At 60.9% G+C, this 18,729-nt stretch carries 18 protein-coding genes; all 18 read left to right on the forward strand.

The window, feature by feature from the left end:
• Positions 1–40 precede the first annotated feature (40 nt).
• The 18 genes from NLM32_RS06210 (at position 41) to NLM32_RS06300 (ending at position 18,523) form a co-directional block, all read left to right on the forward strand.
• Positions 41–715 (forward strand): TetR/AcrR family transcriptional regulator, encoded by a 675-nt coding sequence (locus tag NLM32_RS06210; protein ID WP_254099566.1) that lies wholly within the window; start codon positions 41–43, stop codon positions 713–715.
• 822 nt (positions 716–1,537) lie between these two features.
• On the forward strand, positions 1,538–2,686 hold the full coding sequence (locus NLM32_RS06220; protein ID WP_254128361.1) for an acyl-CoA dehydrogenase family protein: 1,149 nt from the start codon (positions 1,538–1,540) through the stop codon (positions 2,684–2,686).
• 29 nt (positions 2,687–2,715) lie between these two features.
• Positions 2,716–3,891: an acetyl-CoA C-acyltransferase gene (locus tag NLM32_RS06225; RefSeq protein WP_254128362.1), complete on the forward strand. Its 1,176-nt coding sequence runs from the start codon at positions 2,716–2,718 to the stop codon at positions 3,889–3,891.
• A gap of 24 nt (positions 3,892–3,915) precedes the next feature.
• Positions 3,916–4,677 carry an SDR family NAD(P)-dependent oxidoreductase gene (locus tag NLM32_RS06230; protein ID WP_254128363.1) on the forward strand — a complete coding sequence of 254 codons (762 nt, stop codon included), beginning with the start codon at positions 3,916–3,918 and terminating at the stop codon, positions 4,675–4,677.
• Complete coding sequence (locus NLM32_RS06235) at positions 4,674–5,849, forward strand: acyl-CoA dehydrogenase family protein (protein ID WP_254128364.1); 1,176 nt, start codon at positions 4,674–4,676, stop codon at positions 5,847–5,849. The genes NLM32_RS06230 and NLM32_RS06235 overlap by 4 nt, the downstream gene beginning before the upstream one ends.
• A complete protein-coding gene (locus tag NLM32_RS06240) occupies positions 5,798–6,913 on the forward strand; it encodes a phosphotransferase family protein (RefSeq protein ID WP_375143524.1) in 1,116 nt (371 codons plus the stop codon). The genes NLM32_RS06235 and NLM32_RS06240 overlap by 52 nt, the downstream gene beginning before the upstream one ends.
• Positions 6,910–7,686 carry an enoyl-CoA hydratase/isomerase family protein gene (locus tag NLM32_RS06245; protein WP_254128365.1) on the forward strand — a complete coding sequence of 259 codons (777 nt, stop codon included), beginning with the start codon at positions 6,910–6,912 and terminating at the stop codon, positions 7,684–7,686. Before NLM32_RS06240 ends, NLM32_RS06245 begins: the two co-directional genes overlap by 4 nt.
• A gap of 13 nt (positions 7,687–7,699) precedes the next feature.
• Entirely contained in the window at positions 7,700–8,863 is a 1,164-nt protein-coding gene (locus tag NLM32_RS06250) for an acetyl-CoA C-acetyltransferase (protein WP_254128366.1), read from the forward strand.
• Positions 8,860–9,855, forward strand: a complete 996-nt coding sequence (locus NLM32_RS06255) for a nitronate monooxygenase family protein (RefSeq protein ID WP_254128367.1) — start codon at positions 8,860–8,862, stop codon at positions 9,853–9,855. Before NLM32_RS06250 ends, NLM32_RS06255 begins: the two co-directional genes overlap by 4 nt.
• Before the next feature lie 54 nt (positions 9,856–9,909).
• Entirely contained in the window at positions 9,910–10,689 is a 780-nt protein-coding gene (locus NLM32_RS06260; protein WP_375143525.1) for an ABC transporter ATP-binding protein, read from the forward strand.
• Entirely contained in the window at positions 10,686–11,399 is a 714-nt protein-coding gene (locus NLM32_RS06265) for an ABC transporter ATP-binding protein (RefSeq protein ID WP_254128369.1), read from the forward strand. The genes NLM32_RS06260 and NLM32_RS06265 overlap by 4 nt, the downstream gene beginning before the upstream one ends.
• 12 nt (positions 11,400–11,411) lie before the next feature.
• The gene (locus NLM32_RS06270; RefSeq protein ID WP_254128370.1) at positions 11,412–12,290 is read left to right on the forward strand and encodes a branched-chain amino acid ABC transporter permease; all 879 of its coding nucleotides are present in this window, start codon (positions 11,412–11,414) and stop codon (positions 12,288–12,290) included.
• A 2-nt stretch (positions 12,291–12,292) separates the two neighbouring features.
• On the forward strand, positions 12,293–13,312 hold the full coding sequence (locus tag NLM32_RS06275) for a branched-chain amino acid ABC transporter permease (RefSeq protein WP_254128371.1): 1,020 nt from the start codon (positions 12,293–12,295) through the stop codon (positions 13,310–13,312).
• A 20-nt stretch (positions 13,313–13,332) separates the two neighbouring features.
• Entirely contained in the window at positions 13,333–14,541 is a 1,209-nt protein-coding gene (locus tag NLM32_RS06280; RefSeq protein WP_254128372.1) for an ABC transporter substrate-binding protein, read from the forward strand.
• A gap of 164 nt (positions 14,542–14,705) precedes the next feature.
• On the forward strand, positions 14,706–15,851 hold the full coding sequence (locus tag NLM32_RS06285; RefSeq protein ID WP_254128373.1) for an acyl-CoA dehydrogenase family protein: 1,146 nt from the start codon (positions 14,706–14,708) through the stop codon (positions 15,849–15,851).
• Between the two features lie 74 nt (positions 15,852–15,925).
• A complete protein-coding gene (locus tag NLM32_RS06290; protein ID WP_254099525.1) occupies positions 15,926–16,903 on the forward strand; it encodes an NADPH:quinone oxidoreductase family protein in 978 nt (325 codons plus the stop codon).
• A 34-nt stretch (positions 16,904–16,937) separates the two neighbouring features.
• Complete coding sequence (locus NLM32_RS06295; protein ID WP_254128374.1) at positions 16,938–17,609, forward strand: nitroreductase; 672 nt, start codon at positions 16,938–16,940, stop codon at positions 17,607–17,609.
• A 137-nt stretch (positions 17,610–17,746) separates the two neighbouring features.
• On the forward strand, positions 17,747–18,523 hold the full coding sequence (locus tag NLM32_RS06300; RefSeq protein WP_254128375.1) for an enoyl-CoA hydratase-related protein: 777 nt from the start codon (positions 17,747–17,749) through the stop codon (positions 18,521–18,523).
• Positions 18,524–18,729 lie beyond the last annotated feature (206 nt).

Genomic DNA, 18,729 nt, shown 5'->3' on the forward strand with positions numbered 1-18,729 from the left:
CGGGCTAGTGGTCAAGGGACCGCGATGCTATGGATGGCAAATGCTGGAGACCGATGATTCTGCTTTAGAGCCGCTGGCCCCTGCGACGGCGAAGGGGGCCGCGATGCGTGAGCGGCTGCTCAACGCCTCGGCGCGTGTATTCGCGCGCAAGGGGTATGAGGCCACCCGAGTCGAGGACATTGTCAAGATTGCCCGCACGTCTTACGGCAACTTCTATCGGCACTTTCGAAACAAGGACGAAATTCTGTTGGCCGTGTTGAAGCCGCTGGTCGACGAGATCTACGTCGCGAGCAAGCGCAGGATTGGCCGCTCGTTGAAGGCAACCGAAGCAGAGTTCGTTGAGAATACCATCGCTTATCTCAAGATCTATGCCAGGCATCGCAAGCTATTGCGTGTCATGCGGGAGGCGGCAGCTCGCGGCGAGAAGGCGACATTTCTGTCTCTCTATGTCACGGAACGTAGCCGCTTCGTTAGGCGTACCTCCACCTGGCTGACACGGCTTCAAGGGCTAGGCGAACTAGGTCGCGAACTCGATCCTGAAATGGCTGCCGAAGTGCTCGGCGCTACGATGGAGCAGGTTTCCTATATGAAGCTTGATCTCGCCTCGGAAGATCCAAGTGACGCCGAGGTCGAGCACATAGGATCGCACTGCGCGAAGATCTGGTACCGAGGTGTGTTTGGCGCGGTCAAAGAAGATTCACCTGCTCCAAACTAGGGAGTGCGTCCACGAACGCTGGTTTCCGGTAGCAAGGCGGAAGTCGCTCCGCTTGGCTGCATCGGCGGTTAGAGAAATATCATCTCGCAGCATGAGGCCGGTGTGACATGAAAAAGAGCGACGTCGTTTGTCCTGAGTGCGGCGCTGGTTTTCGACGTCTCGAATTATCGTCACGGCCGGGCGAAATAGGCGAGTACCGCTGTCCGGTCTGCGATTCCTCCCTGGAAGTTTTCGACGGTAGCAAGTTAGTTGCCTACCGCCTGACAATCGAACCGTGCACGAGAGCCATGCGCGATTGAGGCGGCCTCACCGAAATTTCGGATTGTATCCGCAGCCGGCAGCCTATCGCCATCGATTGATCCAGTCGCCAGCTCGCTGCTGTGCGTGGGTTCAATTGGTCTGTCTTGCTTGCTCGCTCTAGCATCATGCCGTCTTAAATTGCCGCATCGACTATTCGGTTGGGCCGCGATCGGCCATCGATGCGACTGCGTGCGGCGGCCAAGCAGGTGCGTTGCGCATCGTCGTGAATGCCGCCCAGGGCCATAAGCGCGCGATCGAGCGGTCATCATCCCAAAGTGCCACGCGTTTGGCTCGCAGCATCCGCGCGAAGCCTTGACGGGACGAATGATCGGTAATATGACGTCAATATCACTTTTATCCGCCGATGCAGAAGCGCGGGATTTCGACAGGGGAGGAGCCGATTAAATCGGCGCAAAACTCAATGAAATCAGCTATTTCGTTGCTTCGCTCCCTCGTTCATGGCGCGGTCGCACTCGTTCGCCGTCTACCCGTCATTGGCGGATATTCGGCGGGAGCTTCGTCATGATCCTGAACGAAACTCAAGCCGCCATCCGCGACGAGGTGCGCAAGTTTGCTCAGGAGCGGATTGCTCCCCGCGCCAGCGAGTACGAAGAAGCCAATGGGTACCCGCCGGAGCTATTTGAAGAGCTCGCGAGTCTTGGTCTGATGGGAATGACGGCTCCCGATGCTGTCGGCGGAGCTGGTGCGGACTACGTGGCCTATGCGGCCTCACTCATCGAGATCGCAGCGGCTGATGGCGCGCTGTCTACGATATTGAGCATTCAGAACAGTCTGATCGTATCAGGCTTGTTGAAGGACGGTACGCCGACGCAGCAAGCGAAATTTCTACCCTTGCTGATCTCTGGGCGAATGATCGGCGCATTCGCACTAACAGAGGCGGAGGCGGGCTCGGATGCTTCCGCGTTGAGGACGCGCGCCGTTCGCGCGGGCGATGGCTACAAGCTAAACGGAGCGAAGCAGTTCATTTCGTCGGGACGAACTGCCGGCCTCGCGATCGTATTCGCTGTAACCAATCCTGCAGCGGGCAAACGCGGGATCTCGGCCTTTCTGGTCCCTACTGATAGTCCCGGGTACAGCGTCGAGAGGGTCGAACGCAAGTTGGGGCAGGCGGCGTCCGACACTTGTGCCCTTCGGTTCGATGACGTTTTCGTCGAAGAAGGGTTGCGGCTCGGGCCGGAGGGCGCGGGCTACTCCATAGCGCTCTCCAATCTTGAAGTCGGCCGCATCGGCATTGCGGCTCAATGTGTGGGAATGGCGCGCGCCGCTCTTGACGCGGCGGTGAGGTACTCGGGCGAGCGCAAGAGTTTTGGAGCCCCAATCATCTCGCATCAGGCCGTCGGATTTCGTCTTGCGGACCTTGCCGCAAGACTTGAGGCCGCTCATCAGCTCGTGCTGCATGCGGCCGCGATGAAGGACGCCGCTCTACCCTGTCTCAAGGAAGCGTCGATGGCCAAGCTCGTAGCCTCCGAAACAGCCGAGGAGGTGGTTTCCGGCGCGCTACAGACATTCGGCGGCTACGGCTATCTGGAAGATTATGCGGTCGCCAAGATCTACCGCGATGTGCGCGTTTGCCAGATCTACGAAGGCACATCAGACATTCAGCGAATGGTCATTGCGCGCGATCTTGCGAAAGCCGCGACAGCAACGTGACCGGCAACGAAGTGCATCGAGGAGCGTCCATGTCCGATCCAGTCGTCATCGCGAGCTACGCACGTACGCCCATCGGGTCGTTCCAGGGATCGCTCGCTGGCTTTAAGGCCACCGAGCTGGGTGCTGCAGCAGTGAAGGCGGCGGCCGAACGGGCCGGCGTCGTGACGGAAAACGTAGACCAAGTGGTCATGGGCTGCGTATTGCCGGCGGCCCTTGGTCAGGCTCCCGCTCGGCAAGCCGCGCTCGGGGCGGGGTTGCCTCTGAGCGCTCAGGCAACCACCGTCAACAAAATGTGCGGTTCCGGGATGCAAGCCGCGATCCTGGCTCACGACGCGATTGCGGTGGGCTCCGCGGACGTTGTCGTAGCGGGCGGCATGGAGAGCATGACGAACGCGCCGTATGCGCTACCCAAGCATCGCGGCGGCGCGCGCATCGGGCATGACCGTATCATCGACACGATGATGATGGACGGACTGGAGGATGCGTACACTCCAGGCAAGGCCATGGGCATCTTCGCGGAAGATGCTGCGCGCGAATTTCAGTTCAGTCGCAGTGCGCAGGACGAATATGCGCTCCGATCCCTGGATCGGGCCAAGGCCGCAATTTCAAGCGGAGCATTCGCGGACGAGATAGTGGCCCTGCCGGCGGCAGCCAAGACCGGATCGGTCGTTGATACCGATGAGCAGCCCAGAAAGGCGAAGCCGGAGAAGGTGCCCTTCCTCAGGCCCGCATTTGCTCCTGACGGCACGATCACTCCTGCCAACGCCTCGTCCATTTCCGATGGAGCCGCCGCCTTGGTGATGACCCGCCGAAGTATCGCCGAGAGATTGGGGCTTCCGATCGCCGCGACGATCCGTGCGCATGCTGCTCACGCCCACGCGCCGGCTCTGTTCACAACCGCTCCGGTGCCCGCAATCCAGAAGGTGCTCGCCAAGGCCGGGTGGTTGGCCGCAGACGTCGATCTCTACGAGATCAATGAGGCGTTTGCCGTGGTGGCGATGATCGCCGCACGGGAGCTCGATATTCCGGTTGAGAAACTCAACGTCAATGGCGGTGCGACCGCCCTCGGCCATCCCATCGGCGCGAGCGGCGCGCGCATCGTTGTCACCTTGCTGGCTGCGCTCAAGGCGCGCGGTCTCAAGCGAGGCGTGGCCAGCCTCTGCATCGGCGGTGGCGAAGCGACCGCGATGGCGATCGAAGTTTAAGCATCTAAGACAGGAAAGATAAGCATGCAGATCAAGGGAACAGCCGCGATCGTCACGGGCGGCGCATCCGGTCTCGGGGGCGCCGCGGCAGAGCGACTCGCGGCAGCCGGCGCCAAAGTGACGATCTTGGATCTCAACTCCGAGTTGGGGGAGGCGCACGCCAAGGCTATCGGTGGGCACTTCGTCAAAGTCGACGTGACCGACGAGGATGGCGTCGAGCAGGCGCTCGAATCCGCGGAGCGCCTGGGCGGCAAAGCGCGCATCCTGGTCAACTGCGCCGGCCTCGGCCCGCCCGGCAAGGCTATCGGCCGAGACGGCAAGGCGCTGCCGCTGCGCGACTTCGCCAGAACGATCAACATCAATCTGATCGGCAGCTTCAATGTCCTGTCAAAGTTCGCCGCGCGTCTTCATGCGGCCGAGCTGGCCGATGAGGAACGGGGCGTCATCATCAACACCGCGAGCGTCGCCGCATTCGATGGCCAGATCGGCCAAGCCGCCTATTCGGCATCCAAGGGCGGCATCGTCGGCATGACGCTGCCCCTTGCTCGTGAATTCGCACGCTACGGCATCCGGGTGATGACGATCGCACCTGGTATCTTCCTGACTCCCCTGCTGATGTCGCTCCCTGAAGAAGCGCAAAAGTCGCTGGGCAAGCAGGTACCCTTCCCGAGCCGGCTCGGACATCCGTCTGAATTTGCTCAGATGATCGAATCCATCGTCGCCAATCCAATGCTGAACGGCGAGACCATCCGCCTGGACGGCGCAATCCGCATGGCGCCGAAATGACCGGGATCGGCCCAGAGCGTACTCAAGAGATTGCGGATCGCGTTGAGCGCTTCGTTCGGGATGTCGTAGTCCCGTTCGAGCGCGATCCTCGCCGTGATCATCATGACTGTCCAAAGGACGAGTTGGTCACCGAACTACGTGAACTGGCGCGGGCGGCAGGCGTATTGACGCCGCACATACTGCCCGACGGTTCACATCTCTCGCAGAGCGAGACGGCGACAGTCCTGGCCAAGACAGGCCTATCGCCGCTTGGACCGCTCGCATGCAACACGGCGGCCCCCGATGAAGGCAATATGTACCTTCTGGGCAAAATCGGCTCGCCTGAGATCAAGGAACGGTTTCTAAAGCCGCTCGTCGAGGGGCGCGCGCGGTCCGCCTTCTTCATGACCGAACCGGCCGAGGAGGGCGGAGCGGGATCCGACCCATCGATGATGACGACGACCTGCCGTCCGGACGGCAACCAGTGGGTCGTGAATGGACGCAAAGCGTTCATCACGGGAGCACGCGGAGCCAAGGTCGGCATCGTGATGGCAAAGGCCGAGGAGGGCGCATGCATGTTCCTCGTCGATCTGCCCGATCCTGCAATTACCATCGATCGTGTGCCCAACACGATCGACAGCTCCATGCCGGGCGGCCACGCCGTCGTGACCATCCGCAATTTGCGTATTCCTGCCGATCAAATGCTCGGGCAGCCGGGTGAGGGGTTCAAATATGCCCAGATCCGGCTTTCGCCGGCCAGGCTGTCGCATTGCATGCGCTGGCTGGGTGCTTGCATCCGCGCCAACGAGATCGCGACCGGTTACGCCAACCGCCGGAAGGCGTTCGGCAAGACGCTGATCGATCACGAGGGCGTCGGCTTCATGCTTGCCGACAACCTCATCGATCTCAAGCAGGCCGAGCTGATGATCTCGTGGTGTGCGAGCGTCCTGGACGCGGGGGCACTCGGAACCAACGAGAGCTCGATGGCCAAGGTCGCGGTGAGCGAGGCGCTCATGCGCGTCGCCGATCGCTGCGTGCAGGTGATGGGTGGATCTGGCGTCACCAACGAAACCATCGTCGAACAGGTCTTCCGTGAGGTTCGCGCATTTCGAATCTATGACGGTCCCACCGAGGTGCACAAATGGTCGCTTGCAAAGAAGATCAAGCGCGACTGGCAGAAGGCAAACCCGTGAGCGCTCTCGACGAAGCGGCGAATTCCGGACTGACTGAGCCCTCCGAGGGCTATCGTCTCGACGAGCACGCCTTGTCGCGATGGATGACGGCTAACGTCGATGGATTTCGAGGGCCTCTCAACGTCTCGAAATTCAAGGGAGGTCAGTCGAACCCGACCTACCGTCTTCAGTCAGCGGACGGTGTCTACGTGCTCCGGCGCAAGCCGCCCGGTGTGCTGGTGTCCGGTGCGCACGCAGTCGATCGCGAGGCTCGCGTACAAAGCGCGCTGTCGCAAGTTGGGTTTCCGGTGGCGCGCATCGACGGATATTGCGCCGACAAGTCCGTCATCGGGAGCGAATTCTATGTGATGCAGCTTGTCGAAGGCCGGATCTTCTGGGACGCCACCTTCCCCGAGGTGAGCCGTGAAGAGCGTCCTTCGTACTTCTACGCCATGTGCGACGTCATCGCGCAACTGCACTCCGTTGATCCGGATTCGATTGGTTTGAGCGATTACGGAAAGCCGGGCAGCTACTTCGCGCGGCAGATCGGTCGCTGGTCGCGCCAGTATCAGGAAGATCCTGAGGCCGGGCGCGACGCCAACATGGACCGCCTCCTCAAAGCGCTCCCGGAACGAATTCCCCAAGGTGACGAGGTCGCAATCGTTCACGGCGACTTTCGCTGCGACAATCTCATCTTTCATCCCCGAGAGCCGCGAATTATCGCCGTACTCGATTGGGAGCTTTCGACCATCGGACATCCGCTGGCGGACTTCGCCTATCACGCGATGATGTATCGCATGCCTCCTCATATCGTCGCCGGCCTTGGCGGAGCCGATCTGGCGGTCCTCAACATTCCGAACGAAGCGGAATATATGAAGAGGTATTGCCGAGCGACCGGACGCGAAACGATCCCGGACTGGCACTTCTACGTTGCTTTCAATTTCTTCCGGCTCGCGGCGATCATGCACGGCATTGCTGGTCGCGCGCTGCGCGGTACGGCCTCCTCGACGCAGGCTATCGAGCGCGGCAAGACCTTTCCAGAACTGGCTGCGTTGGCTGTCCGCGCGCTGGAGAACCTCCCATGAGCCCCCCTATCGAGTTCTCCTGCGCCGAGAAAATCGCGACCGTGACCCTGTCGCGCCCGGACCACGGCAACACGATCGATCCCGCTCTGGCTCGCGCTCTACTAGAGGCCGCCAAACGTTGCGACGAGGACGATGACATCCGGTGCGTTGTTCTGACCGGGCGCGGCAAGCTCTTCTGCGGGGGCGGGGACGTCAGCGCTTTTTCCGCAGCCGGCGCCGACGTCTCGGCCTTCCTGGAGGATCTGGCGGAAACGCTGCACGCGGCAATCATGCGCCTTATGCGCATGAGAAAGCCGCTGATCACGCTCGTGAACGGCCCCGCAGCCGGAGCCGGCATGAGCCTCGCGATGATCGGTGACTTCGCGCTGGCAGCCCGCTCGGCTCACTTCAGCCCGGCCTATACCGCCTTGGGCCTCAGCCCGGACGGAGGAATGAGCTGGCTGCTGCCGCGGGTGGTTGGCCTCAGGCGAGCTCAGGAGATCATCCTGTCCAACCGTCGCGTGTCGAGCGACGAGGCAGAGCGAATTGGTATCGTCACGCGCATCGTCGATGGCGAGCAGTTGCTTGCTTCCGGCGCCGAACTCGCTGCGAAGCTCGCGGCTGAGCCGGTGGCAGCGCTCGGTGCGGTCCGGCGTCTCCTGCTCGAAAGTTACGATAGCACACTGGAGACGCAACTTGAGCGCGAGATGCGGAGCATTGCCGCGCTGGGTAACTCGGAAGAATCGCGTCGTCGCGTAGCGGCCTTCGTCGCTCGTCGAAATTCAAACGGATGAAAGGAATTGTTCCATGGCCGAAGCTTATATCGTCGAAGCTGTACGAACGGCAGGTGGCAGGCGCAACGGCAAGCTGGCCGGCTGGCATCCCGCCAATCTGGCGGCCGAAACGCTCAACGCGGTCGTAGACCGCTCGGGTATTGATCCTGCCGCCGTCGACGACGTGATTCTGGGCTGCGTGACGCAGGCCGGCGAACAGGCGTTCGCCTTCGGACGGAATGCGGTGCTTGCCTCCAAGCTCCCCGGATCCGTTCCGGCCGTGACGATCGACCGGCAATGTGGGAGCTCACAGCAGGCAGTGCAGTTCGCCGCCCAAGCAGTGATGTCCGGTACCCAAGATGTCGTGATAGCCGCTGGCGCGGAGAGCATGACCCGCGTGCCGATGTTCTCGAACCTTTCTTTGCACCAGAAAGAAGGCATTGGGACCGGCCCAATCAGCGACCGCATTCAGAAACGGTTCGGCGTGGAATCCTTCAGCCAGTTTGAGGGCGCCGAAATGATCGCAAAGAAGTACGGGTTTGATCGACTGACCTTGGATCGGTTCGCTCTTGAAAGTCATCGTCGCGCCGCAGAGGCGACGAAATCCGGAGCCTTCCAGAGCGAGATCGTTCCGCTCAAGATCGAGGGCGGAGAGCACACGATGGACGAGGGAGTTCGCTTCGACGCATCGCTGGAGTCAATCGGCTCGGTGAAGCTTTTGAAGGAGGGCGGTGTCGTCAGCGCCGCCAATGCAAGCCAAATCTGCGACGGCGCCTCCGCAGCACTGGTCGTCAGCGAAAAAGCTCTCAAAGACTACAATCTGAAGCCGATCGCCCGCATCGTTGGCCTCACTGTGACCGCCGGCGACCCCGTCATCATGCTCGAGGAGCCGATCAACGCGACTCGTCGGGCCCTCGCGAAGGCTGGAATGAAGATCGGCGATATAGACCTCTACGAAGTCAACGAAGCCTTCGCGCCCGTGCCCCTCGCGTGGCTTCAGGCGATCGAGGCCGACCCGGAAAAGCTCAATGTCAACGGGGGCGCGATTGCGCTCGGTCACCCGCTCGGCGCCTCGGGCACGAAGCTCCTTTCCACTCTGGTTCACGCTCTCAAGGCGCGGGGCAAGCGATATGGCCTTCAGACGATGTGTGAGGGCGGCGGCATCGCCAACGTGACCATCGTTGAGGCTTTGGGATGACCTTCCAAACCCGCTTTACGGAGCTCGTCGGTATCAGCCACCCGGTCATGCAGGGCGGCATGATGTGGGTCGGGCGTGCGGAGCTCGCCAGCGCGGTCTCCAACGCTGGCGGGTTGGGTATCATCACGGCTTTGACCCAGCCGACTCCGGACGATCTGCGGAGAGAGATTGATCGCTGCCGATCGATGACCGATAGGCCTTTCGGGGTCAACCTGACGATCCTTCCCTCGGTGACACCTCCTCCTTACGCCGAGTATCGAAAGGCCATCATCGAATGCGGCATCAAGGTGGTCGAGACGGCAGGCGCGCGGCCACAAGAGCATGTGGATGAATTCAAGTCACATGACATCATCGTCATTCACAAGTGCACTTCGGTTCGACACGCCCTTTCCGCCGAGAAGATGGGGGTCGACGTTGTGTCGATCGATGGCTTCGAGTGCGCTGGCCATCCCGGAGAGGATGACGTGCCTGGTCTCGTATTGATCCCCGCTGCGGCAGACAAGATTTCCATTCCGATGTTGGCCAGCGGCGGCTTCGGTGATGGTCGTGGTCTCGCAGCTGCCTTGGCTCTCGGGGCCGACGGAATCAACATGGGCACGCGTTTCTGCGCGACGGTTGAGGCTCCGATACACGAGGCAGTGAAGCAGTTTCTGGTTCAGAACGACGAGCGCGCAACGAACCTTATCTTCCGCAGGTTTCGGAATACGGGCCGGGTCGCCAAGAACAGCGTGTCCGACAAGGTCGTTGAGATATCGAATGTACCTGAAGCCGCGTTTGATGATGTCCGGCCGTTGGTCTCGGGGGCGAAGGGACGCGTTGCGCTCGAAACCGGTGACCTTGACGCTGGGTTGATCTGGGCAGGGCAAGTGCAAGGGCTCATTCACGATGTCCCCACGTGCCAGCGCCTGATCGAGCGGATCGTGGCTGACGCCAAGGTTACGATTCGTGGCCGGCTCGCGGGATTGCTGAAGTCCGAAGGTCTCCCGGCCTGAAGAGAGTGCCGGTGCTCCGGCGTTGTGGGGTAGAGCATGGTTCAAGTGAGGCAAATGAAGGATCAAGGGGTTCTGCTCTCGGTTCGTGGCGTGACGGTCGCTTTCGGCGGCATCACCGCGCTCAACGGCGTGTCCTTTGACATGCACAAGGGCCAGATCCTCGGCTTGATCGGCCCCAACGGCGCCGGCAAGACCACGTTCTTCAACTGCCTGTCCCGGCTCTACCAGCCGTCGTCCGGCGACATCCTGATGGAAGGCGTGAGCATCCTGTCGCGGCCGCCGCACCGGATCGCGGAGATCGGCATCGGCCGCACCTTCCAGAACGTGGCGCTGTTTCCGAACCTCTCGGTGATGGACAACGTCCGCGTCGGCGCCCACTCGAAGACCTCCAGCGACATCATCAGCGATTCCTTGCGACTTGCCTGGGTCCGGCGCAGCGAGACCAGCGTCAATAAGAAGGTCCATGAGATCCTGGCCTATCTCAATCTCGAGGACGTCGCCCATACCGTCGTCTCCGGCCTGCCCTTCGGCACGCAGAAGCGGGTCGAGCTGGCGCGCGCACTCGCTGCCGATCCGAAGATCTTGCTGCTCGACGAGCCGGCCGGCGGCCTCAACCACGAGGAAGTCTATTTGCTCGGCGACCTCATCCGCCGCATCCGCGACGAGCGGCACATGACCGTGCTGCTGGTCGAGCATCACATGGGTCTCGTGATGTCGATCGCCGACCACGTCGTCGCGCTGAATTTCGGCAAGAAGCTCGCGGAAGGCACGCCGGCCCAAGTGCAGGCGGACCCCGACGTCATCAAGGCCTATCTCGGGAGCAAGGACCAATGACGGATCTGCTCAACGTCAAGGACCTGCGCGCCTATTACGGCCAGGTCCAGGCGCTCCACGGCCTGTCCTTCTCGCTCAACGAGGGCTCGCTGACGACGCTGCTGGGCGCCAACGGCGCCGGCAAGACCACGACGCTGCGCGCGATCTGCAACATGGTGCGCTCCACCGGCGGCATCGAGTTCGACGGCAAGCCGCTGAACAACCGCTCCACCGAAAGCATCGTCCGCTACGGCATCGCCCATGTGCCGCAGGGCCGCGGCACCTTCACCACCATGACGGTGGAGGAAAACCTCCAGCTCGGCGCGATCACCCGCAAGGACAATGCCGGCATCGTCTCAGACATCGAGCGCATGTATGCGCATTTCCCGGTGCTGAAGCAGCGGCACACCCAGCAGGCCGGCACGCTCTCCGGCGGCGAGCAACAGATGCTCGCGGTCGCGCGTGCGCTGATGCTGCGGCCACGGCTGATGCTGCTGGACGAGCCGTCCTTTGGCCTCGCGCCACTCGTCGTGCGCGACCTGTTCGGCATCCTCGGCAAGATCAACCGCGAGGACAAGGTGTCGATCCTGGTGGTCGAGCAGAACGCCCAGCTCGCGCTCGAGCTCGCCGACCAGGCCTATGTGATCGAGACCGGCCGTATCGTGATGTCCGGCAATGCCAAGGACATCGCGAACAACGAAGAAATCCGCAAATCCTATCTGGGTTACTGAGGAGCCGGGACAATGGAGCTGTTCACCAACCAGGTCCTGGCCGGCATCGCCACGGGCGCGATCTACGCCTGCATGGCGCTCGCCGTGGTCATGATCTACCAGGCCATCGACCATCTCAACTTCGCGCAGGGCGAGATGGCGATGTACTCGACCTTCATCTCCTGGCAGCTGATGCAATGGGGCGTGCCCTATTGGGGCGCCTTCATCATCACGCTGGCGTTCTCCTTTGTCGCCGGCATTGCCATCGAGCGCATCCTGTTCAAGCCGCTTGCGAAAGCGCCGGTGCTGACCAACGTCGCCGGCTTCATCGCACTGTACGCGATCATCAACTCCTCGGCCGGCCTGCTCTGGGACTTCACCATCAAGCAATATCCGACCCCGTTCGGCTCCTCGCCGTTCCTCGGCAGCCAGCTGATCTCGACCCATCAGGCCGGCATGATCGGCGTCACCGTGCTGCTGCTGCTCGGCCTGTATTTCTTCTTCCAGTACACAAGGATCGGCCTTGCGATGCGCGCGGCTGCCTCGGTGCCTGAATCGGCACGCCTCGTCGGCATCAACACCAGCTGGATGATTGCGCTCGGCTGGGGCATGGCGACCGCGATCGGCGCGATCGCCGGCATGCTGATTGCCCCGGTCGTGTTCCTGGAGCCCAACATGATGGGCGGCGTGCTGATCTACGGTTTTGCAGCCGCCGTGCTCGGCGGATTGACCAGCCCGTTCGGCGCCGTCGTCGGCGGCTTCCTGATGGGCATCTTCGAGAACCTCGCCGGCACCTACATCCCCGGCGTCGGCAACGAGCTGAAACTCCCGATCGCGCTCGCGCTGATCATCTCCGTCCTGGTCGTCAAACCCGCTGGCCTGTTCGGCCGGCACATCGTCAAGCGAGTTTGATCATGAGCGCAGCAGAAGAAGTCGTCGCCGAAGGCAACGAGGCGGTCGAGGCCGTTCCGAAGCGGGCCATGACGCTGGGCACAGGCACCTCGGTGGTGGTGCTGTTGCTTCTCATCGCCGTTCCCCTGTTCGCGAAGAACTTCGTGATCTTCCAGCTGACCCAGCTGCTCTATCTGGGTCTTGCCGTGCTGGCGCTGAACATCCTGACCGGCGGAAGCGGCCAGTTCTCGCTCGGCCAGAGCGCGTTCTACGCCATCGGCGCCTACGTCACCGCGGTCATGATGGAGCAATTCAACGTCCCCTACTTCCTGTGCCTGCCGGTCGCGGCCGTGCTCTGCTTCGGCGCAGGATTCCTGTTCGGCCAGCCGGCGCTGCGGCTCTCCGGCGTGTACCTGGCGCTTGCGACCTTCGCGCTCGCCACCGCGATGCCGCAGCTGCTCAAGCTGAACTTCCTCGAGCACTGGACCGGCGGCGTGCAGGGCCTCGTCGTCACCAAGCCCGACGCGCCGTTCGGGCTGAAGATGTCGCAGGACATGTGGCTGTACTACTTCACGCTCGTCGTCGTGCTCGCGATCTACATCTGCGCGGTCAACCTGCTGCGCTCCCGCTCGGGCCGCGCCTTCATGGCGATCCGCGACAACGAGATCGCGGCCTCCGCCATGGGCATCAACGTCGCGCTGTACAAGACACTGGCCTTCGGCGTTTCGGCCGCCATCACTGGCGTCGCCGGCGGCCTCAGTGCGATCGCCGTGCAGTTCGTCGCACCCGACAGCTTCACCATCACGCTCGCGATCCAGCTGTTCCTCGGAATGGTCGTTGGCGGCGTCGGCTGGCTGCCGGGCTCGATCGTCGGCGCCGCCTTCATCATATTCGTGCCAAACATCGCGGAGGGCATCTCCAAGGGTCTCTCCGGCGCCGTGTTCGGCGTCCTCTTGTTTCTCGTCATCTATCTTGTGCCACATGGCGCAAGGCAGGTCGCGATCCTAAGCCAAGGCTGGGTCGCCAAACTAAAACAGAAGTGAAACTCACAAGGAGACTTCATATGCTTGCTAGGATTATAGGGACGACCGCTCTGGCAACAGCAGTGATCGCGCTCGCGTCGGGCACCGCGCTCGCCCAGAAGAAGTATGATACGGGGGCCAACGACACCGAGATCAAGGTCGGTAATCTCATGCCGTACAGCGGTCCGGGATCTGCCTACGGCGTCATCGGCCAGGTGGAGGCCGCATACTTCAAGATGATCAACGACAAGGGCGGGATCAACGGCCGCAAAGTCAACTTCATCAGCTATGACGATGCGTACTCGCCTCCGAAGGCCGTCGAGCAGACGCGCAAGCTGGTCGAGAGCGACGAAGTGCTGCTCATTTTCGATCCACTGGGCACAGCCAACAACACGGCCATCCAGAAATATCTCAACTCCAAGAAGGTTCCGCAGCTGTTCGTGGCGGCGGGGGCGACCAAGTTCAACGACCCCAAGAACTTCCCCTGGACCACAGGCTGGCAACCCTCCTACCAGAGCGAGGCTCGCGCCTACGCGAAGTACATCCTCAAGGAAAAGCCAAACGCCAAAGTCGCCGTTTTCTATCAGAACGACGATCTCGGAAAGGACTACCTGAAGGGTCTCAAGGACAAGCTCGGTGCTCAGATCATCGCCGAGGAAAGCTACGAAACATCAGAGCCGACGATCGACAGTCACATCGTCAAGCTCAAGGCGACGGGTGCCGATACACTGGTCGATATCAGTTCGCCCAAATTTGCGGCCCAAGCAATCAAGAAGATTGCCGAAGTCGACTGGAAGCCGCTGCACATCCTGAGCAACGTCTCGGCGTCGGTCGGCAGCGTGATCAAACCTGCTGGCTTTGAGAACGCACAGGGCATCATCTCCGCCACCTACTTGAAAGACCCGGCGGATCCGCAGTGGGACAATGACCCCGGCATGAAGGAGTTTCAGGGCTTTCTGAGCAAGTACTATCCCGAAGGCAACAAGCGCGACGTCTTGCTGATCACCGGCTACGCGCTTGCGGAGACGCTGGCCCAGACGTTGAAGCAATGCGGCGACGACCTCACCCGCGAGAACGTCATGAAGCAGGCTGCGAACCTGAAGGATTGGCGGACCGAGGCGCTCTTGCCGGGAATCTACGTGAACACCTCGCCGACCGACTTTGCTCCGATCAGCCAACTTCGGTTGATGCGGTTTAGCGGCGAAAAGTGGGAGCTCTTCGGAGCCGTGATCAACGGGGACACGGAATAGACCCCCACGCAGAGAACCGTCGCGCATGCTTTCGACAGCAGATGAAATCGAAGCTTTGTCGAAGAAGTGCGCGGCGGGTTCAATCGATCACGTTTGGATGAAAATGCGGAACCCAGCCGGAAGCGAAAGCGATGGTTGCTTTCATAGGAACGACGAGTAGGCGCATGATTGACTATCGACCCTCCTGGCTCGATTCCGACCTTGAGATGTATCGCGAAACGGTCACCCGCTTCGTCGACAAGGAAATGGCGCCATTTGACGAAGAGGCCCGCGCGCGAGGGAATGTCGGGCACGAACTCTGGCTTAAGGCCGGCGCGCTTGGACTTCTCTGTTCAGACATCCCGACCGAATATGGCGGCGCCGGAGGCGATTTTCGGCACGAAGCTATCTTTTACGATGCAATGGCGCGCCGCGGCCTGACGGGCATGAATCCCTCCGTCCACACGATCGTCGCGCATTATGTGCTGAACCATGGCACCGAGGAGCAAAAACGCGAATACCTGCCGCGCTTGGCGAGCGGAGAACTCGTCGGAGCCATCGCGATGACCGAGCCGGGTGCTGGCTCGGATCTCCAGTCCATTCGAACCCGTGCTGAGAAGCGCGGCGATGACTACGTGATCAACGGCTCAAAGACGTTCATTTCCAACGGTCTTCTTGCCGGCCTGGTGCTCGTCGTTGCGAAGACCGATCCGGCCGAGCGGGCGAGCGGAATGTCGATCATCCTGGTTGAGACAGCAAAAGCTCCAGGCTTCAGGGTCGGACGCTTGCTTGATAAGCTCGGACTGAAGGCCCAGGATACTTCCGAGCTGTTCTTTGACGAGGTCGTCGTGCCAGCCTCAAACTTGCTCGGTGGAGTGGAAGGTCGTGGCTTCTACCAATTGATGTCGGACTTGCCCTATGAACGCACGATCATCGGCGTCATGGCGGTGGCGGCAATGGAGGGCGCACTCGAGGCGACGCTTGCCTTTGTTCGGGAACGCAAGGCGTTCGGAAAGTCGATCGCTGACTACCAGAACACAAAGTACCGGCTGGCCGAGTTGGCAACGATCACGAAAGTCACGCGCAGCTTTGTCGACGAATGCGTCGAGGCGCTGGTTTCCGGCACGCTCGATGCGGCAACAGCCTCGATGGCCAAGCTCTGGGCATCGGAGCAACAGGGTAAGGTCATCGACGAGTGTTTGCAGTTGCACGGCGGATACGGCTTCATGAACGAGTACCTTATTGCACGGATGTATGCCGACGCACGCGTGCAGCGTATCTATGGCGGAACCAGCGAAATGATGAAGGAGGTGATCTCTCGGGCCCTCTAGAGTTTGGAGATCTCTGCACTTAATCGCGCGAATTCGACGGCCGATCGAGATCGGCGCTCGCTCAAGAGGATGTCATGAAAGCAGTCCTGGTCGAAAACTACGATCGCATCGAAAATATCGCCATCAAGGAAGTGGCCAAACCTGAATTGTCGCCGGGAATGGTCCGCGTTCGAATTCAAGCAGCCGCCGTCGGTTTCGTGGACGGCTTGAAGGTGCAGGGGCTGTATCAGACCAAGGATCCTCTGCCATTTACGCCGGGGTCGGAGTTTGCGGGCGTCGTCGACGAGGCGGCGGAAGATGCTAAGGGCTTCGCACCCGGTAAACCGGTCATCGGGATGGTCAGAAATGGCGGCCTTGCCGAGTATATTTGCGTGCCAGCCGAAGACCTTTTTTTCACGCCGAAGGGCATAGAGCCGGAGGTCGGCGCCTCGTTCTTCGCTAACTACCTGACAGCACTGTACGCGCTCAGCGCTCGGGGAAAGCTACAAAGAGGCGAGACACTTCTGGTTTTGGGAGCCGCGGGTGGGGTCGGAATAGCCGCTGTCCAGGTTGGAAAGTTGCTGGGAGCCCGCGTCATTGCGGCAGCTTCGACTGAGGAGAAACGACAATTTGCGATCAGTCATGGTGCAGATGCGGGCCTGGACTATACGCGTGAAGGGTGGCGCGACGAACTTAAGGAACTCACCGGCGGTCACGGGGCGGACGTGATCTATGATCCCATTGGCGGAGATCTGAGCCTGCAGGCCTTCCGTTCGATCGCCTGGAACGGACGGCACCTGGTGATCGGCTTTGCTTCAGGGACGATTCCGGCGCTGCGGTTCAATCTGCCCCTTCTGAAGGGGGGCGCGCTGCTGGGTGTCGACCTGGCACAGATTGGTCGTCGCGAGCCGGATGTGAGAGACCTCGTCATCGCCCAGCTGTTCACTTGGTTGAGCGAGAAGACGCTTGCTCCTGTGGTGGGACGGGTCTTTGCGTTTGAGGAATTCCACGAAGCGTTCAAAGCGATGACGACGCGCTCGGCTCTAGGAAAGATGGTCGTCCGGATTGGATGACGAGTTTTCTCGATAAGTCTTTGGAGAAAGTTTCATGAGAGTTTCGGACGCGTTGAACTCGCGCACCTCCGTGCGGGCATTCTTGGACGTTCCCGTCCCCGGCGAGGTCGTCGAAGACATCCTGCTTGCGGCCAGCCGTTCACCTTCCGGCGGCAATCTACAGCCTTGGCATGTCTGGGCTCTAGGAGGTCAAGAACTCGCTCGATTCAAGGCGCTAATGGCCGAGCGGATCAAGATCAATCCGAAGGGCGAGAAGCCGGAATACAATATCTATCCACCAGAACTGAAGGAGCCGTATAGAAGCCGACGCTTCAAGAACGGCGAGGATCTCTATCGCTCGATCGGGATTCCGCGCGAAGACAAAGCTGCGCGTCTCAATCAGCTTGCTAAGAACTTCAGCTTCTTCGGTGCGCCAGTCGGCCTGTTTTTCGCCATCGATCGCCAAATGGAACCTGGGCAATGGGCAGATCTCGGCATGTACATGCAATCCGTTATGCTGCTCGCGCTGGAGAAGGGGTTGAGCACTTGCCCGCAGGAAGCTTGGGCGCTCTGGCACGAGACCGTTGCGGAGTTCATCGGCTTGCCTCCCCATCTCATGCTCTTTTGTGGCATGGCTCTGGGTTACAAAGATCCAGCACATCCTATCAACAGTCTGCGCGCGGATCGCGCCGACTTGTCGGAATTCGCGACTATCAGAGGGTTTTGATCGCGAGGAGCCAAGAAACTCTGCGCTGATAATCGAGTTGCTGAAACTTGATTGTCTGCAAACTGGTCGTCTCGGACGACTGCTGTCCATCTCCCGATTGCCATCGGCATATTCCACTTCGAAAGGCTAAAGCCGCAATGACGTACGAACATGTCAAGGTCGCCCGCGAGGGCAGATGCACAATCGTCACGATTGATCGGCCTGAGGCACATAACGCCTTGAATGCTGATTGCCACGCCGAGCTTGAGGACGTCTTCGACAAATTTGCTTCCGACGACGAGCAGTGGGTGGCGATCATCACGGGGGCCGGACCGAAAGCGTTCTGTGCAGGGCATGATCTCAAACAACAAGCTTCTGGCGGGGGACTTGCAACCCCGCCCAAGGGTTTCGGCGGCTTGACGAGGCGCTTTGACTTGGCCAAGCCGGTGATCGCAGCAGTCAACGGAATCGCGATGGGGGGCGGATTTGAGATCGCGCTTGCATGCGACATCGTGGTCGCCTCCGAGAACGCCGTGTTCGCCCTGCCAGAGCCGCGAGTCGGCCTGGCCGCGCTGGCCGGAGGAATTCAGCGGCTCCCTCGGGAGATCGGCCTCAAGCGAGCGATGGGCATGATGCTGACGGGACGCCGGGTCAGCGCGGAGGAAGCGTTCTCGTTAGGTCTCGTCAACGAGGTGGTGAGCGGGGACGTTCTGGATGCCGCCAGACGCTGGGCTGAGGAGATCCTTGCCTGCAGTCCCATGTCGGTCCGAGCCACTAAGGAGGCGGTTCTCCGAGGGCTATCACGTTCCATTTCCGAGGGAATTTCAGAGGAGTGGGAATACCCGGCTATGAAGGTGATGCTCGCTTCTGCGGATGCGGTGGAAGGACCACAGGCCTTTGCGGAGAAGCGCAAGCCGAATTGGAAGGGGAACTAAGCCTACTTCACAGTGGATTAGTGTCTCAAAGGATTTGCCGTTTTCTTAGCTTCAGCCGTGATCGTAACTCGTTCACACGACGCCTGGAATAATCGCAGATGTCTGTGTTGTTCCTCCCAAGACTTGCCGGGCTGTTGCAGCTCAGGTTGCAACAGCCCGGCACTTTTTCCTTGATCCAGAAGCTTCACAACTGGCCAAAGGTCGTC

This window comes from Bradyrhizobium sp. CCGUVB14, assembly GCF_024199935.1.
Taxonomy (GTDB): domain Bacteria; phylum Pseudomonadota; class Alphaproteobacteria; order Rhizobiales; family Xanthobacteraceae; genus Bradyrhizobium.

Bases quoted from the DNA above. Each gene is read 5' to 3' on its own strand.
- NLM32_RS06275 (WP_254128371.1), top strand. From the start codon at position 12,293: ATGAGCGCAGCAGAAGAAGTCGTCGCCGAAGGCAACGAGGCGGTCGAG.
- NLM32_RS06300 (WP_254128375.1), top strand. From the start codon at position 17,747: ATGACGTACGAACATGTCAAGGTCGCCCGCGAGGGCAGATGCACAATC.
- NLM32_RS06210 (WP_254099566.1), top strand. From the start codon at position 41: ATGCTGGAGACCGATGATTCTGCTTTAGAGCCGCTGGCCCCTGCGACG.
- NLM32_RS06270 (WP_254128370.1), top strand. From the start codon at position 11,412: ATGGAGCTGTTCACCAACCAGGTCCTGGCCGGCATCGCCACGGGCGCG.
- NLM32_RS06220 (WP_254128361.1), top strand. From the start codon at position 1,538: ATGATCCTGAACGAAACTCAAGCCGCCATCCGCGACGAGGTGCGCAAG.
- NLM32_RS06245 (WP_254128365.1), top strand. From the start codon at position 6,910: ATGAGCCCCCCTATCGAGTTCTCCTGCGCCGAGAAAATCGCGACCGTG.
- NLM32_RS06235 (WP_254128364.1), top strand. From the start codon at position 4,674: ATGACCGGGATCGGCCCAGAGCGTACTCAAGAGATTGCGGATCGCGTT.
- NLM32_RS06280 (WP_254128372.1), top strand. From the start codon at position 13,333: ATGCTTGCTAGGATTATAGGGACGACCGCTCTGGCAACAGCAGTGATC.
- NLM32_RS06285 (WP_254128373.1), top strand. From the start codon at position 14,706: ATGATTGACTATCGACCCTCCTGGCTCGATTCCGACCTTGAGATGTAT.
- NLM32_RS06290 (WP_254099525.1), top strand. From the start codon at position 15,926: ATGAAAGCAGTCCTGGTCGAAAACTACGATCGCATCGAAAATATCGCC.
- NLM32_RS06265 (WP_254128369.1), top strand. From the start codon at position 10,686: ATGACGGATCTGCTCAACGTCAAGGACCTGCGCGCCTATTACGGCCAG.
- NLM32_RS06255 (WP_254128367.1), top strand. From the start codon at position 8,860: ATGACCTTCCAAACCCGCTTTACGGAGCTCGTCGGTATCAGCCACCCG.
- NLM32_RS06260 (WP_375143525.1), top strand. From the start codon at position 9,910: ATGAAGGATCAAGGGGTTCTGCTCTCGGTTCGTGGCGTGACGGTCGCT.
- NLM32_RS06225 (WP_254128362.1), top strand. From the start codon at position 2,716: ATGTCCGATCCAGTCGTCATCGCGAGCTACGCACGTACGCCCATCGGG.
- NLM32_RS06250 (WP_254128366.1), top strand. From the start codon at position 7,700: ATGGCCGAAGCTTATATCGTCGAAGCTGTACGAACGGCAGGTGGCAGG.
- NLM32_RS06240 (WP_375143524.1), top strand. From the start codon at position 5,798: ATGGTCGCTTGCAAAGAAGATCAAGCGCGACTGGCAGAAGGCAAACCC.
- NLM32_RS06230 (WP_254128363.1), top strand. From the start codon at position 3,916: ATGCAGATCAAGGGAACAGCCGCGATCGTCACGGGCGGCGCATCCGGT.
- NLM32_RS06295 (WP_254128374.1), top strand. From the start codon at position 16,938: ATGAGAGTTTCGGACGCGTTGAACTCGCGCACCTCCGTGCGGGCATTC.